The following is a 13,454-nucleotide window of genomic DNA, read 5'->3' as shown; positions in this document are numbered from 1 at the left end:
AATGCAAACGCAGGCACAGCAAGCGCACCCAGCTATCAAAACAATGAACGATAAGAACGCAACCGCCACCCCTTCGGTATCCAGCCACAACAAGCTGGACCCCATTGCCGTGCTGCGCGAAGAACTGGCCGCCGCCGCGCTATGCCATGGCGTGGAGCGGGTGGAGGATCTGACGGAAGAGCTGGTGCGCCGTTATGTGCAGCGGCTGGGTGGGCTCAATGTTTATGTGCGCAATGAGCGGGTGAGGGAGCGCGAGCGGGTGGCTCAGGAGATCCGCGCCAGCTTTGACGGGTGCAATGCGCGGGAGCTTGCGGGGCGGTTTGGTCTAAGCGTGAGACAGGTGCAGCGGATTCTCATGCAAAACTAAACCTGTCTGCACATTTTTTAGTAATGCTTTCTAGCTTAGAAGTTACATATCTTTTTATTAAATGTTTTTATGTCTGATGTTCAGCCTTGAAAAATTAACCGATTCTTTCAATTTCGGTAGCAAAGGGGCCTTTCCCGGTTTCATTTTTATTCAATTTAAATTGAACCTTTGCCCCCTCGATAATATGGCTTTCATCTGCGACGTTCTGGAAGAAAAAAAAGACATCCTTTCCTTTTTCTCTGGTTATGAAGCCAAATCCTTTTAATGGAAAATAGCACTTAATCGTTCCGATTGTGAAGGAATTTTCTTTTTCAGATTGGTTCATTGTAAAGAAGATCGTCGCGTAAACCGCTGGGTTTGCAGTTGCTTAGAATATTTCGAATTGTCTTGCTAAGAGGTTTGTTGTTTCTTGCTAGGATATTTAGCTCGTAGTTGATTTTTGAATATCGTTTAAAGTATGCAAATTTCTTTCTGATATTTGCGTTTACTTTGCTTAGAATTAGAGCATTTTTATGTAGATTGGTTGCCTTATGTATATCGTACAAAGGCAAAATCTTCTGTAATGTATCTCGGTAATTTGTCGCTTCGTGATGGCCAAGATAGGAAAGCTTTGAAACTTTTCCTGATACTCTATTATGAAGTTTGTGATATTCTTCGCTAAATCTATCGGTTTTCGCCATCTTTTCGCAAATGTGCATTTCGAGTCGCACGACTTTACGATAGCTACGATGCGCTCTAGGGCGACCTCGATTTAGCCACAGGCCAGTGACTTCCATTAAGTCTTTAGGGTTGGACCTTGAGACAATTTTTTGCTTCTTGTTATTTAGCTTTATCCCGTGTGGGGAGATTATGGATTTGACACTGGCAATCGCTTTACTTATCTCAGTATCCGAGAAAGCACTCGATTTTGAGATCGTAATATCATCTAGCAATCTGGTGTAGGTGTATTTTTTGCTTTTACAGAACGATGCAAAATGGTATTCGGAATCAAAAAAAGCCAAATTCGCTAAATGTGAGCTAGTGCAAGCGCCCTGTGGTACCCGTTCTTCATGGCAGCATAGCTTTGCAAGCAAGTTTGATACGTCTTCGGGAAACTTGAAAAAATACTGAAATATCTTGCTTACTCTAGTTTGAGTAATTGAAGGGTAGAAATTCTTGATGTCTAGGCAAATGATTGCCTCTGCATTTGCATGAGAAAGTGCATTTTTGACATAATCTTTATCCTCAATACCTCCGTGCAGATAGTCGGGATAGGTGACATTGTCAAAAATATTTTTATTAATTCTTTTTTGAATTATTTTTAAATGCAGCGTGGGTATATGAATCAACCGAGTTCCGCCATCCTTCTTCTTAATCTCGTAAGGATGGTAGTGCTGGAATATATTGTCTGCAGTATTCTGAAGGATGTGCTTATTTACCTGAAGTGCATCAGATAGAGCTTCAATTGAGCCAATAGATTTCTTATTGAAAATTGGGCGCATATCAAGAAAGGTAAAGTACCTACCTTATTTAAAAGTATGACAGGATGTTAGACCAGTCTACCTCTGTTAAGGATTTAAGCATGAAAGGAAGAAGGATTTCGCCAACTTTCTTCCAGCCGAGCCAGCTGCGAGCGCTGCTTTTATGATTTACCTGCTCTCGCACGTAAATCACTTTTACCGTTACGTTCACATTAATATTGCTATTAATGATTTCGATTTTTGAACAGTTTTGCGTTTGGGTATTTCCCATTTTGGTACCTCATGAGTTATGGCGCATCAAAATTAATGCGCCGCACAACACTCAATCGGCTCCAAGAGAATAACAACTAGCAACTGACTCAGGTACTTCCTTTTAGCACAACAACCGACTCTCAGAGCTTGCGCCATTCGCGCCCCACGACTGGTTTGCGTCCGGCGGCGAGCCTCGCGAGGTGCCGGTAAGGTTCTTTTTGCAGAACGATTTCCTTGAAAGGAAAACTTTAGCTTCTCTTTTCTGTTCTAAACTTTCGGTAATGCAGCCTAGACGATTTCGCCTAGTGCGGAGTCACTGTAACAAACAGTTTTTTGTCTATCAATACTTATCGCTCTTAAGTACTCGCTTATTTATTTTTTTGTGATTTTTATGATATAAAGCGCCATCACGCCCGTAAGCGTGATCTGGGCTTGGCAGCCCGGAAACAACAGGCGCAGCGGCCGCGCCATACAAAGATGGTCAGCGGCTTTTTGCTTTCTAGAGCATGTCTGCGTGCACATGGCTCCGCTTTACGGTGGGCCGTGTGGGGACACCCGCGAGGGTGTGCCGGTGCCTGTTGCCGGTCTGCCAACCCTGCACGGTCCACCACCTTCTCTTGGCAGGGGAGGTGATGGCTCAAAGTCCATCAACAGGAGCCTGACCATGGCTGACATCTCTACCGGTTCTTCTGCATCCGTCGTATCTGCTCGCCCCGAGCTTTCCATTCACGACGGCACCGTCACCACCACAAGTCTTCAAGTCGCTCAGTTCTTTGGCAAACGCCATCGCGATGTGATGCGCGCTATCCGCAGCTTGACTGCAGAGATGCCCGAGGACCATGCGCGCAATTTTGCGCGCATGGTTCATGTCGTTGAAATCGGCAGCGGCGCATCACGTGAAGAAGGTGCCTACCGCATGACCCGCGAAGGCTTCATGCTGCTGGCTATGGGCTTTACCGGCAAAGAGGCGCTGCGCTGGAAGCTGGCCTATATCGCCGCCTTTAACCGCATGGAAGCCGAGCTGCAAAAGCCCGCGCAAGACCCGCAGCGCATTCAGCTTGCCCAGCGTCTGGCCACCCAGGCAGCAGCCCAGGTCACACAGGCCGTGTTCGACGCCGTCATGGCCGCAGACAACACCGACTGGCGCCATGCCCGCTATCTGCTCAACCTGGGCTACGACCGCGAAGGCCAGCCCAGCGTGCCCCATGCCCAGCCCATTGGCGACGACCAGATGATCGTCTCCTTCAACGCGCTGCCCGAGCGCATCGCCAGTGGCGAGATCCTTTCTGCCACCGATGCCCAGCTCGCCACCCTGGCCACAGCCTGCACCCAGCGCCTCACCCAACGCGCCCAGCACCGCGAAAAGCAGGCTGCCAAGCCCGGCCTTACCGCAGTGCAACCCGCACCCAGCATGCCGCCTGGCACGCTGATGATGACCTTCAAATAGTCAGTTTTGATAGCTGCTAGCGCTTGATGGATAAGCGCTAGAGGTCGATCTGGCTTGAATCTCTTGGCGCAATGAAAAAGCCCCTGCTGGTGTTGGCTGGCAGGGCCTTCTGGCTGGGTTGCGGCTACTTCTTGTCCAGAGGAGTTGGGTCGTGCTGTTCAATGAGTGCAGTCACAAAGTATTCGAGAGCCAGTTCATTGGCTTTTTTGTTTCTGCCAAGCCTTGCCATCCAGCTAAGGAGGAAAGCTTTCGACTCAAGGTAGCTGTAGTACATGCCGACGCCAACAGCAAAGATGGCTACGGAAATCCAGAGCAGATTTTGAAGGTATACGCCAAAGGCGGGGTGGGCTATCAATTCCAGGAGGTTGAGCAACTCGGCATCGGTTGTTCGACTGGCCAATGCCACAAACAGCGCGAGCGACGCGAGCGTGATGGAGATCAGGCGAGCCTTGGCATCCAGGTCGTAAATCAGCCTGAAGTAGTTGATTTTTGGAGGGGAAAAACGGTCCAGATTGCTGCGCAGGTCTGCGATTTCCTTGACGATGCCTGCAAATTCTGTGGCCTGTTTGTTGGTCAAAAACTGCAGGTGCATCTTCTGCATTGCTCTAAAGCGAGTCGATCTGTTCTCGTCAGTCAGGCCAAAGCGCTCGTCAAGTCGTTTCTTGCGGTGATGGACCATGGCGAAGCCCATGCTTAAAAAAAGAACTTCAGCAACATAGATGGACGCAATCCATGGCCGTGTGCGCAGCCAGAGAGACATGCAGATGGCTCCGACAAAGCAGATGCCAAAAATGGCCCAGAGAATCCATTGCCAGCTCAGCAGCCTGGGGTACAGGTGTCTGCCTTCGAAGGTTTCAAAGTACTTGCTGGCCAGTTCGTAATACTTGTCCAAACGATTTCCTCCTGACTGTTGTTTGTACGATTCTGGTTTTGCTATCAAATTGACTGTGTCCGCATCGCCCGGCCGTGTGCCTGGAAAGCTCTGCTTGTTGCATCTGCCAGGCGCTGATTGATGTCCGCGTCTGGTACATCATCTGATGCTGTATCTTTATACAGCATTAGCTGTAGAATCAGATTTTTGTAGCAGCAGAGGCTTGGCTGCCTTCTGGTTGAAGAGCTTTCATGGTCGAACATTGACCCCCTCGGCAAGTGGAGCATGATCTGTTTGCTACCCTTCGTGCCCGAAAGGCCAAAAAATACCTGGCTGCACCAGACACCGAAATACAAGAATGTCCAACAACCACTTCACGCCGCTTCCTCAGGACCTTGTCGATCGCAAGCACGAACGCATCCTGGCCGGAAATGCTCCACGCACTCTCGATCTTTTTGCCGGCTGCGGCGGGCTGTCGCTGGGCTTCGATGCTGCGGGCTTCCACTCGATTGGTGCAGTCGAGTTCGATCCGGATGCAGCGCGTTCGCACGCCATCAATTTCATGTCCGATGTACCGCACGAACTGTTCGAGGTGCATGCACAGGCCAAGGACATCACGAAGACCGAGCCCGAGGAGCTGCTGGCCATGCTCGGGTGCGAGGGTGATGCAACCGGGCATGTGGACGTGATTGTGGGCGGCCCCCCATGTCAGGCGTTTGCACGGGTCGGCCGTGCCAAGCTGCGTGAAGTCGCGGACCATCCCGAGGCATTCCTCAAGGACCCCAGAGGCAACCTTTATCTGCGTTATCTGCACTATGTGAACAAGCTCAAACCCATCGCATTGCTGATGGAAAATGTTCCGGATGTGCTGAACTACGGCGGCCACAATGTTGCCGAGGAGACCTGCGAGATCCTGACCGAGATGGGATATCGCTGCGGCTATACGCTGCTCAATTCGGTGTACTTCGGTGCCCCGCAGATGCGGGAGCGCATGTTCCTGATTGCCGTGGCCAGATCCGTGGCCGACAGGATCGTCTTTCCCACTCCCACGCACTGGATCGACATGCCCAAAGGGTATGAAGGTACCCGTCAGGTTGCACTGCAGACAGTGCGCCGTGGGCTGTTCGAGCAGGATTCGTTCTTTCACGAGCCCCCGGTGGCGGACCGCAAGAAATGCCTGCCTGCGGTGACTGCAGAAGATGCGTTGAAGGATCTGCCCAGACTCACGGAGCACCTGGAGGGCAAGCTCAAGAAGGGTGCACGCAGGTTCGACACCGTGATGGAGTACCCGGCGGGCAAGCTGAATGCCTATGCAAAGCTGATGCGGACATGGTCCGGCTTCGAAAATCGCATCGGTGTGAAGGATCATGTGATCCGTTTCCTGCCGCGGGACTACGCCATCTTTGAGCGCATGAACCCCGGGGACCAATACCCTGAAGCGCATGCACATGCCGTCCAGCTCTTTGAAGAGCGTATCGAGGCCTTGCGCAAGAAGACGGGCAAGGTGCTTGGCGAGAAGTCTCGCGAGTACCAGGACCTGTGGGCAGCAACGGTACCGCCGTATGACGCGACCAAGTTCCCGAACAAGTGGCGCAAGATGGAGGCGGATGCGCCTGCCCGCACGCTGATGGCGCACCTGGGCAAGGATGGTTACTCGCACATTCACTATGACAGCACCCAGGCGCGGACGATCTCCGTGCGCGAAGCCGCACGCCTGCAGTCGTTCCCTGACGGTTTTGTTCTCTCCGGCTCGATGAATCCTGCCTTCAAGCAGATCGGCAACGCTGTCCCCGCGTTGTTGGCCAAGGCCCTGGCGGATAACATCATGGGTTTGCTGAGGGAGAAAAATGTCGAGAAAACTCGCGCTGAAGAAGCTGAAACCGTCTGACCTGTCTTTTTTCAAGGCCCGCTTCGAGAAAGAGGGAACTGCAAAACAGAAAGCGTTCAATCTGGACGTGAAGGTCATGGAGAGCCCCGCTTTCTATCCGGGGCTCCGTACCTTGCTGGAGCCGCTGCCTAAGAAGGGCACGTTTGTCGAACTGACGCTGCAGGGGCCAGGCCTTGCGCCGATGGAAACGCTGGTCAGGCGGGTGAAGATTGACGCCAAGAACATTCGCCTCAATGGCGAGTATGTTCATGATCCGGAGGGCCAGACGGGGCGTTTTGCGAGCATGATGCCCGATGATTTTGCTGTCATCGAGTTCGTCGGGACCGGCTTGCCAAGCGTCGTGAAGGTAGTGCTTGTATCTTCCGCCAGTGAGCCGGACTCGGGGCTGTACGCTGCTTTCCGGAAGCTTTTGCCGAATGCAGCTGACTCGATGACTCCCCTGACAGAGGAGCTTCTGCGCAGTGCCGTGAATGAAGCTGCTCCAGTCGCTGGACATCCGATTCTGGAGTGGCTGGACGGGGTGCTGCTGGAAGAGGCTGCAGTCGGCAATCCTGAGGCAATCCGTCAACTCAACGCGAGTCGTCCCGGGCGCGGTATCAGTCCTGATGATTTCAAAGAATCGCTTGCTGCAGCTGCGTTGACCGGTGAGCTGGGTGAGAAGTTGATGGACCAGTGGCTGTCCGGAACCCTGCAGGGCGTCACATCACATGAATGGGTTTCGATCACCAATGCAATTGCTCCTTTCGATTTCCGGATCGAGCAGGCTGGATTGACCAGGGAGGCTGATGCAAAAAGCACCTCTGGAAAGTTCGAGACCCCGCTTCATCTGTCAGCTGGCGAGATCCGGTACGCCACCTCTAGCGAGCGCCCCTATGACATCTATCGGCTTTTCGAAGTGAAGGCCGCGGGTGCACGGATGAGGGTGGCCCATGATGTCCGGGAGAAACTGAAGCCGGTACAGGCATTCATTGACGCCTGTCCTGAAGGTGCTCAGGTCGACTCGTTGACTTTCAAGCCTGGCTTCTTTGACTTCGATCCTGCCGTGCATGTGATCGAGGCCGAGGACTGATCCGCATCACAGGGCACCTGAATGGTGGACATCGTCTCTCCGTCAAAGCGTAGCCAGATGATGTCCGGCATCCGTGGCAAGGGCACCAGGCCCGAAATGCGGGTGCGTCAGGTGTTGCATGCAGCCGGGTACAGGTACAGGCTGCACAGGAAGGATCTCCCGGGCAGCCCTGATGTGGTCCTGCCGCGCCTCAGGCTTGCAATCTTCGTGCATGGGTGCTTCTGGCATGGGCATCAGGGCTGCAAGCTGGCAAAGATGCCATCCACCCGTACGGAGTTCTGGACGCAGAAGCTCCAGGGCAACGCCCGGCGGGACATGGCTGCCGTGGCCGGCCTGCAGGCAGATGGATGGCGAGTTCTTGTGGTCTGGGAGTGCTTTCTCCGCCAGACAAAAGATGACAAGGTCCTGGCGGACCGGTTGATCGCAGCAATTGGTTCAACCGATTCATGCATCGAACTGCGTGCCTGATGCTCGTATGGCTTGAGTTGCTATCAAATTGATTGTTTAGATCCTTGCTGCATAAGCACTAGACAGCTGCGACATGATTTAGAGACATATGTCGCAGTGACTTGTCGCAGCCATCCGCCGACCATCGGCGCATGGGTCTCTACAGCCACCTCACCACCGAACAGCTCACGACAGTTATCTGGCCGCCATCGATGCGCGCCTGACCGGCCCCACGCAGGCCAGCCACAGCACCGACGGCGTGGGCGCGCGCTCCGTGCAGTTCAATGCCGACACGACGCAGCTGCGCCGCGCCATTGACGATATCAACGCCGAACTGGCCCAGCGCAGCGGCCAGGCCGTGCGCAAGCCCATCTACCTGGTGTAAGCATGGGCCGCAAGAACCAACTAAGCCGCCAAAGTCGCAGCCGCACGTCGTTTGCGGCGTCGCTGGGCGCAGCGCCATTGAAGGGCGGCGCGGCCATGTCGGCCTACCAGGGCGCATCGCACACCGACCTGGCGCTGAGCGACTGGCAGCCCATGGCGGGCAGCGCCGATGCCGACCTGCTGCCCGAGCTGGGCACGCTGACCAGCCGCGCCCGCGACCTGGCCCGCAATGACGGGCTGATGGCCGGCGGCCTGCAGACCCACCGCGACAACGTGGTGGGTGCAGTGCTGCGCCTGTCGGCCGTGCCCGACTACCGCCTGCTGGGCTGGACGCCCGAGCAGGCCCGCGAGTGGGGCAACAAGGTGGAGGCGCACTTTCGCAGCTGGGCCGACACCACCGATTGCGATGCGGCCCGCACGCTGGATTTGCTGGGCCTGACGGTGCTGGCCCTGGGCGGCGAGATGGTGAACGGCGATGCCGTGGCCATCCCCAAATGGCTGCCCCGGCCCGACAGCCCCTGGGCCACGCGGCTGAGCGTGATCGAGGCCGACCGGCTGGAGACCCCGCCCCACCTGGAGGGCATGGCCCGCATTCGCCGTGGCGTGGAGCTGGACGGAGAGGGCGCGCCCGTGGCCTACCACTTTCGTGCTGCGCACCCTGGCGATGCGCTGTACCTGCGCGGCGACGAGGCGCAGGACCTGAACCGCTGGGAGCGCGTGCCCGCCTTTACCCCCTGGGGCCGCCGCCGCGTGGTGCACCTGCACGCCAAGGAGCGCACAGGCCAGAGCCGGGGCAAGCCCATCGTCAGCGCCGTGATGCGCGAGTTTCACATGGCGGGCAAGTACGCCCAGAACGAGCTGCAGGCCAGCCTGGCCAATTCGCTGGTGGCGGCGTTTCTGGAGTCGGATCTGAGCCAGGAGGCCGCCTCGGCCCTGTTCGGCGATCAGGCACGCGATGTGTGGAAGGAGTCCGTCATGCAGTCGCGCAGCATCGGCAGGCTGCAGGCCGGGGCGGTCATTCCGCTGCCCGTGGGCGCGCGGCTGCAGTCGTTTGCGCCGGGCCGCCCCAATGTGGCCTTCGAGGCCTTCATGCTGGCGGTGGAGAGGCGCATTGCCGCAGGCATGAACCTGCCGTACGAGCTGTTTGCCAAAGACTTCAGCCGCGTGAACTACAGCAGCGCCCGCGCCGCGCTGCTGGAGGCATGGCGCTACTTTCACGGCCGCCGCCGCTGGCTGACCACTACCTGGCTGCGACCTATCTACGAGCTGTGGCTGGAAGAGGCGGTGAACGCGGGCGTGATCGACGCGCCCGGCTTTTACGCCAACCGCTATGCCTATACGCGCTGCCGCTTTGTGTTTGGCGGCAAGGGCTGGGTGGACCCTGTCAAGGAAGTGCAGGCCGCCAAGCTGCGGCTGGAGATTGGCGTCTCCACCCTGGAGCAGGAATGCGCCGAGCAAGGCCTGGACTGGGAAGAGGTGCTGCACCAGCAGCGCCTGGAGGCGGAGTGCCGCCGCGAGCACGGCCTGCCCGAGCCCGGTGCCACCACCTGGATTGCCAATACCGCAGACCACGGCAGCGACAAGGAAGAGGGCGCACCCGCCCGAAAGGATGCGCCATGAACCGCCAAATTAACCGCCAGATGAGCCGACCCTATCCGCACCTGGCCGACCGCCTGTTCAACACCCCGCTGCTGCTGCACCCGCAAAAGCTGGACGCCATCATCGCCGGCCTGGGCCAGCGCCTGCTGGGCACCGAGGGCTTGCAGATCGATGCAGCCGCCATCAGCCCCCGCGCGGCTTTGCCCGCAGAGATGTTCACCACCCGCAAGGGCGAGCGCACCGAACGCGGCTACCGCGTGAACGAGGGCGTGGCCGTCATCAGCGCCATGGGCGCCCTGGTGCACCGCACCCGGCTGGAGGCCGACAGCAGCCTGCTGATTGGCTACAACGACCTGGCCGCCGACCTGGAAGACGCCCTGGCCCAGCCCGAGGTGCACGCCATTGCCCTGGTGCTGGACAGCCCGGGCGGCGAGGTGTCGGGCGCCTTCGAGCTGGCAGACCGCATCTACGCCGCGCGCGGGCGCAAGCCCATCGTGGCCGTGGCCGACGGCATGGCGGCCAGTGCTGCCTATCTGGCCGCCAGCGCGGCAGACGAGGTGGTGCTGACCACGACTTCTTACGTGGGCTCCATCGGCGTGGTGATGCGCCATGTGGACTACAGCCGCGCGCTGGCCAATGAGGGCATCAACGTCAGCCACATCTTTGCCGGCGAGCACAAGGTGGACGGCAACCCCTACCAGCCCCTGCCCACCTCGGTGCGCGAGCACCTGCAGGCAGACATCGAGGGCCTGTACCAGATGTTTGTGCAGGCCGTGGCCAGGCACCGGGGCATGGAAGTGCAGACCGTGCGCGACACGCGCGCCGCCGTGTACCGGGGTGTGGCCGGTGTGGCTGCACGTCTGGCCGACCGCATTGGCACGGCAGATGCCGTGATTGCCGACCTGTCTGCGCGCCGCGCTCGTAGTTACCCCGCAGGGGCGGGAATGTCAATTCAACTTCAAGGAGCTTCTATGGGCGACCCCCAAACCATCCAACCGGCGGCGGCTGCGCCTGCCGAACCTTCCACGGCAACGGTTGCGGCCCCCGCTGCTGCGTCGGCTGCTGCGCCTGCGGCATCTGCTGCTGCGGCTGCCCCGCAAGGCCTGGAGCAAGCCCGCGCCGAAGGCGCACAGGCCGAGCGTGCCCGCGTCAGCGCCATCCTGGGCCATGCCAATGCCGCAGCCAACCCCACCCTGGCGCAGACCTGCATTGCTGGCGGCCTGACGGCAGAGCAGGCCCAGGGCGTGCTGGATGCCGCACCGGCGGCTGCCGTGGCCGCTTTGGCGCCCGCAGCCACCAACCAGTTTGCGCAGGCCATGGTGGCGCTGGGCAACCCCAATGTCTCGGGCGTCGAGGCGGCCAGCCCCGACGGCTCTGCACAGGCGGCCACCCAGGCCGCAGCCGGCTGGGGCAAGGCCTTTGGCACCGCACCGTAACCCAACCCCCACCCATAGGAGCACACACCATGCAAGTGCAAGAACTCGGCCCCGGCACGGCCTGCTATCTGGTCAGCGAGGCCAACGGCGCCCGCTCGCGCGAAGTGGTCACTATCGCGCAGGGGAAGAACCTGCTGCCCGGCGCTGTGCTGGGCAAGGTCACTGCCACCGGCAAATACGTAGCCGTAGACCCCGCCAATGGCAGCGGCGAAGGCGGCACGCCCGACGGCAGCCAAACCGCCGTGGCCGTGCTGTTTGCCGCAGTGGACACCACCGCCGCTGAAAAGCCCGGCGTGATTACCGCCCGCGACGCCGAAGTGGCCGCCCATGCGCTGGCCTGGCCCGCAGGCACGACCGAACCCCAGAAAACCGCTGCCCTGGCCCAACTGGCCGCCGTGGGCATTGTTGCGCGCTAAGGCGCGCAGAAAGAACAAGGCACAACACATGGCTGATCTGAACGTCTTCAACCACGGCGCATTCAATATGACGTCGCTCTCCACTGCCATTCAGCAAGCGCCCTATGCGCCGCAGCTGCTGGGGCAACTGGGCATCTTCACACCTGACCGCGTGCGCACCACCACCATTGCCGTGGAGCAAAAGGGCGGCGTGCTGTCGCTGATCCCCACAAGCGAGCGCGGTGCTCCTCTTGAAGAAGGCAAGGGCGAAAAGCGTGACATCCGTCATTTCACCACCACGCGCATTGCACGCGGCAAGACGCTGTATGCGGCCGAGGTGCAGAACATTCGCGCCTTTGGCAGCACCAGCGAGATGCAGGCCGTGCAGAACGAGGTGGCCGAGATCATGAACGGCAAGACCGGCCTGCGTGCTGCTGTTGAACTGACGCATGAGCACATGCGCCTGGGCGCAGTGCAGGGCAAGGTGATGGATGCGGACGGAAGCCAGTTGTATGACTGGTTTGAGCAGTTCGGCATTGCCCGCCCCGCAACCCTCAACTTTGACTTTGCGACTGCAACCGCCGATGAAGGCAGGGTGCGCGTGAAGTGCAATGAGGTCATCCGCGCCATGATGCGCGGTAGCCACGGTGCCTGGCTGCCCGGCCAGACCTATGCGGTGGGCCTGTGCGGCGACAACTTCTTTGACGACCTGACCAGTAATGCCGAAACCCGCAGCACCTACCTGAACCAGCAGGAAGCGACTGACCTGCGCAACGAGGTGGGGCAGGCGTTTGGCAGTTTCCGCTACGGCAACATCCTGTTCATCAACTACCGAGGCACGGACGACAAGAGCACCGTGGCCGTCCACAACGACGAATGCCAATTCTTTCCAGTGGGCGCGCCCGATGCCTTCAAGGCTGGCTTCTCGCCGGCGGAGTTTCTGCCTTTCGTCAACACGCCCGGCCAGGACGTATACGCCATGGTGGTGCCCGATCTGGCGCGCCAGGCCTATGTGCGCCCCGAGGTGTACAGCTATCCGCTGTTCATGTGCACCCGCCCCGGCATGCTGCAGCGTGCCAAGCGCAAGGCTTGAGCATGCTGGCAAGTACTGAACCTTTTGCGCAGGTGGATGCGCTGATCAACCTGGGCGTGAGCCAGCTGCTGGCCAACGCCACGGCCAGCTGGCAGGGCGGCAAGCCCTTTGGCGTTGTGTTCAACCGCACGCCGCTGGAAGGCTTTCTGACCGATGCCGCCACCGCCGAGCGCCACACCGTGGCAATGCCCGTTGCCGATGCCCCCGGCATTGCCGAGGGCAGCACCGGCCTGCTAGTGGGCGGCCAACCCTGCCAGGTCACCGGGCCGGTGGTGCAGGACGCCAGCGGCTGGGCCGTGTTCCCCATCGTCTTTCTGAACTGACCGCCATGTTGTTGCTTGAACAAGTCATCAAGTCGCGCCTGGCAGGGCGCAGTGCGCTGGCCGCCTGGCAGGTGCGCGGTGCTTCTGAGCTGTGCGACCGCACGCAGGTGCCGGCCGTTGAGGTGCGCATGTCTGGCGCAGGCCTGGGCGACGTGTCGCGCGAGGCCGCCCAGCTGGAGCCGCGCTGGTCTTGCGTGCTGGTTGCCAAGCGCAGCGCCACCGCTGCCGCCGAGCTGGATGCGGCCATGGAGGAGGTGGTGGGCTGCCTGCATGGCTGGCGGCCTGCGGTGCCGGGTGGCCGGGCCTGGTCCGAGCTGCGCGCCGCCGGCGTGCGCGAGGCCGAGTTTGTGGATGCCGGCCTGGTCGGCTACGCGGTGGAGTTCACCACCGTGTCTGTTTTCGAGTCGCTGGACGCCTGAGGCC

Annotated in this window: 15 protein-coding genes; 12 read left to right on the top strand and 3 right to left on the bottom strand. The window is 58.9% G+C overall.

Annotated elements, in window-relative coordinates; all coding sequences use genetic code 11:
- Positions 1–43: 43 nt before the first annotated feature.
- Positions 44–367 carry a Mor transcription activator family protein gene (locus tag F0P97_RS14330; protein WP_232537936.1) on the top strand — a complete coding sequence of 108 codons (324 nt, stop codon included), beginning with the start codon at positions 44–46 and terminating at the stop codon, positions 365–367.
- Positions 368–461: 94 nt separating this feature from the next.
- Here the strand turns inward: F0P97_RS14330 and F0P97_RS14325 are convergent, their stop codons facing one another.
- Together F0P97_RS14325 and F0P97_RS14320 are read right to left on the bottom strand one after the other, a co-directional pair.
- Positions 462–692, bottom strand: a complete 231-nt coding sequence (locus F0P97_RS14325; RefSeq protein WP_182282928.1) for a retron Se72 family effector protein — start codon at positions 690–692, stop codon at positions 462–464.
- Positions 679–1,848 (bottom strand): reverse transcriptase family protein, encoded by a 1,170-nt coding sequence (locus F0P97_RS14320; protein ID WP_182282927.1) that lies wholly within the window; start codon positions 1,846–1,848, stop codon positions 679–681. Before F0P97_RS14320 ends, F0P97_RS14325 begins: the two co-directional genes overlap by 14 nt.
- Before the next feature lie 895 nt (positions 1,849–2,743).
- On the opposite strand from F0P97_RS14320, the gene F0P97_RS14315 reads away from it, so the two are divergent.
- The gene (locus tag F0P97_RS14315; RefSeq protein WP_182282926.1) at positions 2,744–3,526 is read left to right on the top strand and encodes a Rha family transcriptional regulator; all 783 of its coding nucleotides are present in this window, start codon (positions 2,744–2,746) and stop codon (positions 3,524–3,526) included.
- A gap of 124 nt (positions 3,527–3,650) precedes the next feature.
- Here the strand turns inward: F0P97_RS14315 and F0P97_RS14310 are convergent, their stop codons facing one another.
- Positions 3,651–4,418 (bottom strand): hypothetical protein, encoded by a 768-nt coding sequence (locus F0P97_RS14310; protein ID WP_182282925.1) that lies wholly within the window; start codon positions 4,416–4,418, stop codon positions 3,651–3,653.
- A gap of 337 nt (positions 4,419–4,755) precedes the next feature.
- Between F0P97_RS14310 and F0P97_RS14305 the strand changes: the two genes are divergently transcribed.
- The 10 genes from F0P97_RS14305 (at position 4,756) to F0P97_RS14260 (ending at position 13,450) form a co-directional block, all read left to right on the top strand.
- Positions 4,756–6,285, top strand: a complete 1,530-nt coding sequence (locus F0P97_RS14305; RefSeq protein WP_182282924.1) for a DNA cytosine methyltransferase — start codon at positions 4,756–4,758, stop codon at positions 6,283–6,285.
- Positions 6,245–7,354, top strand: coding sequence for a hypothetical protein (locus F0P97_RS14300; protein WP_182282923.1), 1,110 nt, complete (start codon positions 6,245–6,247; stop codon positions 7,352–7,354). The genes F0P97_RS14305 and F0P97_RS14300 overlap by 41 nt, the downstream gene beginning before the upstream one ends.
- A 21-nt stretch (positions 7,355–7,375) precedes the next feature.
- Positions 7,376–7,822 (top strand): very short patch repair endonuclease, encoded by a 447-nt coding sequence (locus F0P97_RS14295; protein WP_182282922.1) that lies wholly within the window; start codon positions 7,376–7,378, stop codon positions 7,820–7,822.
- 238 nt (positions 7,823–8,060) lie between these two features.
- Positions 8,061–8,186: a hypothetical protein gene (locus F0P97_RS27830; protein ID WP_269780040.1), complete on the top strand. Its 126-nt coding sequence runs from the start codon at positions 8,061–8,063 to the stop codon at positions 8,184–8,186.
- Between the two features lie 2 nt (positions 8,187–8,188).
- Positions 8,189–9,805 carry a phage portal protein gene (locus tag F0P97_RS27610; RefSeq protein ID WP_232537935.1) on the top strand — a complete coding sequence of 539 codons (1,617 nt, stop codon included), beginning with the start codon at positions 8,189–8,191 and terminating at the stop codon, positions 9,803–9,805.
- Entirely contained in the window at positions 9,802–11,220 is a 1,419-nt protein-coding gene (locus F0P97_RS14280) for a S49 family peptidase (protein ID WP_232537934.1), read from the top strand. Before F0P97_RS27610 ends, F0P97_RS14280 begins: the two co-directional genes overlap by 4 nt.
- A gap of 29 nt (positions 11,221–11,249) precedes the next feature.
- Positions 11,250–11,636, top strand: a complete 387-nt coding sequence (locus tag F0P97_RS14275; RefSeq protein ID WP_182282921.1) for a head decoration protein — start codon at positions 11,250–11,252, stop codon at positions 11,634–11,636.
- 28 nt (positions 11,637–11,664) lie between these two features.
- Positions 11,665–12,708, top strand: a complete 1,044-nt coding sequence (locus tag F0P97_RS14270) for a major capsid protein (protein ID WP_182282920.1) — start codon at positions 11,665–11,667, stop codon at positions 12,706–12,708.
- 2 nt (positions 12,709–12,710) lie between these two features.
- The gene (locus F0P97_RS14265; protein WP_182282919.1) at positions 12,711–13,031 is read left to right on the top strand and encodes a hypothetical protein; all 321 of its coding nucleotides are present in this window, start codon (positions 12,711–12,713) and stop codon (positions 13,029–13,031) included.
- A gap of 5 nt (positions 13,032–13,036) precedes the next feature.
- Complete coding sequence (locus F0P97_RS14260) at positions 13,037–13,450, top strand: hypothetical protein (protein ID WP_182282918.1); 414 nt, start codon at positions 13,037–13,039, stop codon at positions 13,448–13,450.
- The last annotated feature ends 4 nt before the right edge of the window (positions 13,451–13,454 follow it).

The sequence above is a fragment of the Comamonas testosteroni genome (genome assembly GCF_014076415.1).
Taxonomy (GTDB): Bacteria; Pseudomonadota; Gammaproteobacteria; order Burkholderiales; family Burkholderiaceae_C; genus Comamonas; species Comamonas testosteroni_F.
Note: the sequence above shows the minus strand (reverse complement) of the source record. Positions and strands in the feature narration are given on the sequence as shown.

What these genes read in the sequence shown, in the direction of transcription:
- F0P97_RS14330 (WP_232537936.1), top strand. Translation starts at nt 44, where the DNA reads ATGAACGATAAGAACGCAACCGCCACCCCTTCGGTATCCAGCCACAAC.
- F0P97_RS14325 (WP_182282928.1), bottom strand. Translation starts at nt 692, where the DNA reads ATGAACCAATCTGAAAAAGAAAATTCCTTCACAATCGGAACGATTAAG.
- F0P97_RS14320 (WP_182282927.1), bottom strand. Translation starts at nt 1,848, where the DNA reads ATGCGCCCAATTTTCAATAAGAAATCTATTGGCTCAATTGAAGCTCTA.
- F0P97_RS14315 (WP_182282926.1), top strand. Translation starts at nt 2,744, where the DNA reads ATGGCTGACATCTCTACCGGTTCTTCTGCATCCGTCGTATCTGCTCGC.
- F0P97_RS14305 (WP_182282924.1), top strand. Translation starts at nt 4,756, where the DNA reads ATGTCCAACAACCACTTCACGCCGCTTCCTCAGGACCTTGTCGATCGC.
- F0P97_RS14300 (WP_182282923.1), top strand. Translation starts at nt 6,245, where the DNA reads ATGTCGAGAAAACTCGCGCTGAAGAAGCTGAAACCGTCTGACCTGTCT.
- F0P97_RS14295 (WP_182282922.1), top strand. Translation starts at nt 7,376, where the DNA reads ATGGTGGACATCGTCTCTCCGTCAAAGCGTAGCCAGATGATGTCCGGC.
- F0P97_RS27610 (WP_232537935.1), top strand. Translation starts at nt 8,189, where the DNA reads ATGGGCCGCAAGAACCAACTAAGCCGCCAAAGTCGCAGCCGCACGTCG.
- F0P97_RS14280 (WP_232537934.1), top strand. Translation starts at nt 9,802, where the DNA reads ATGAACCGCCAAATTAACCGCCAGATGAGCCGACCCTATCCGCACCTG.
- F0P97_RS14275 (WP_182282921.1), top strand. Translation starts at nt 11,250, where the DNA reads ATGCAAGTGCAAGAACTCGGCCCCGGCACGGCCTGCTATCTGGTCAGC.
- F0P97_RS14270 (WP_182282920.1), top strand. Translation starts at nt 11,665, where the DNA reads ATGGCTGATCTGAACGTCTTCAACCACGGCGCATTCAATATGACGTCG.
- F0P97_RS14265 (WP_182282919.1), top strand. Translation starts at nt 12,711, where the DNA reads ATGCTGGCAAGTACTGAACCTTTTGCGCAGGTGGATGCGCTGATCAAC.
- F0P97_RS14260 (WP_182282918.1), top strand. Translation starts at nt 13,037, where the DNA reads ATGTTGTTGCTTGAACAAGTCATCAAGTCGCGCCTGGCAGGGCGCAGT.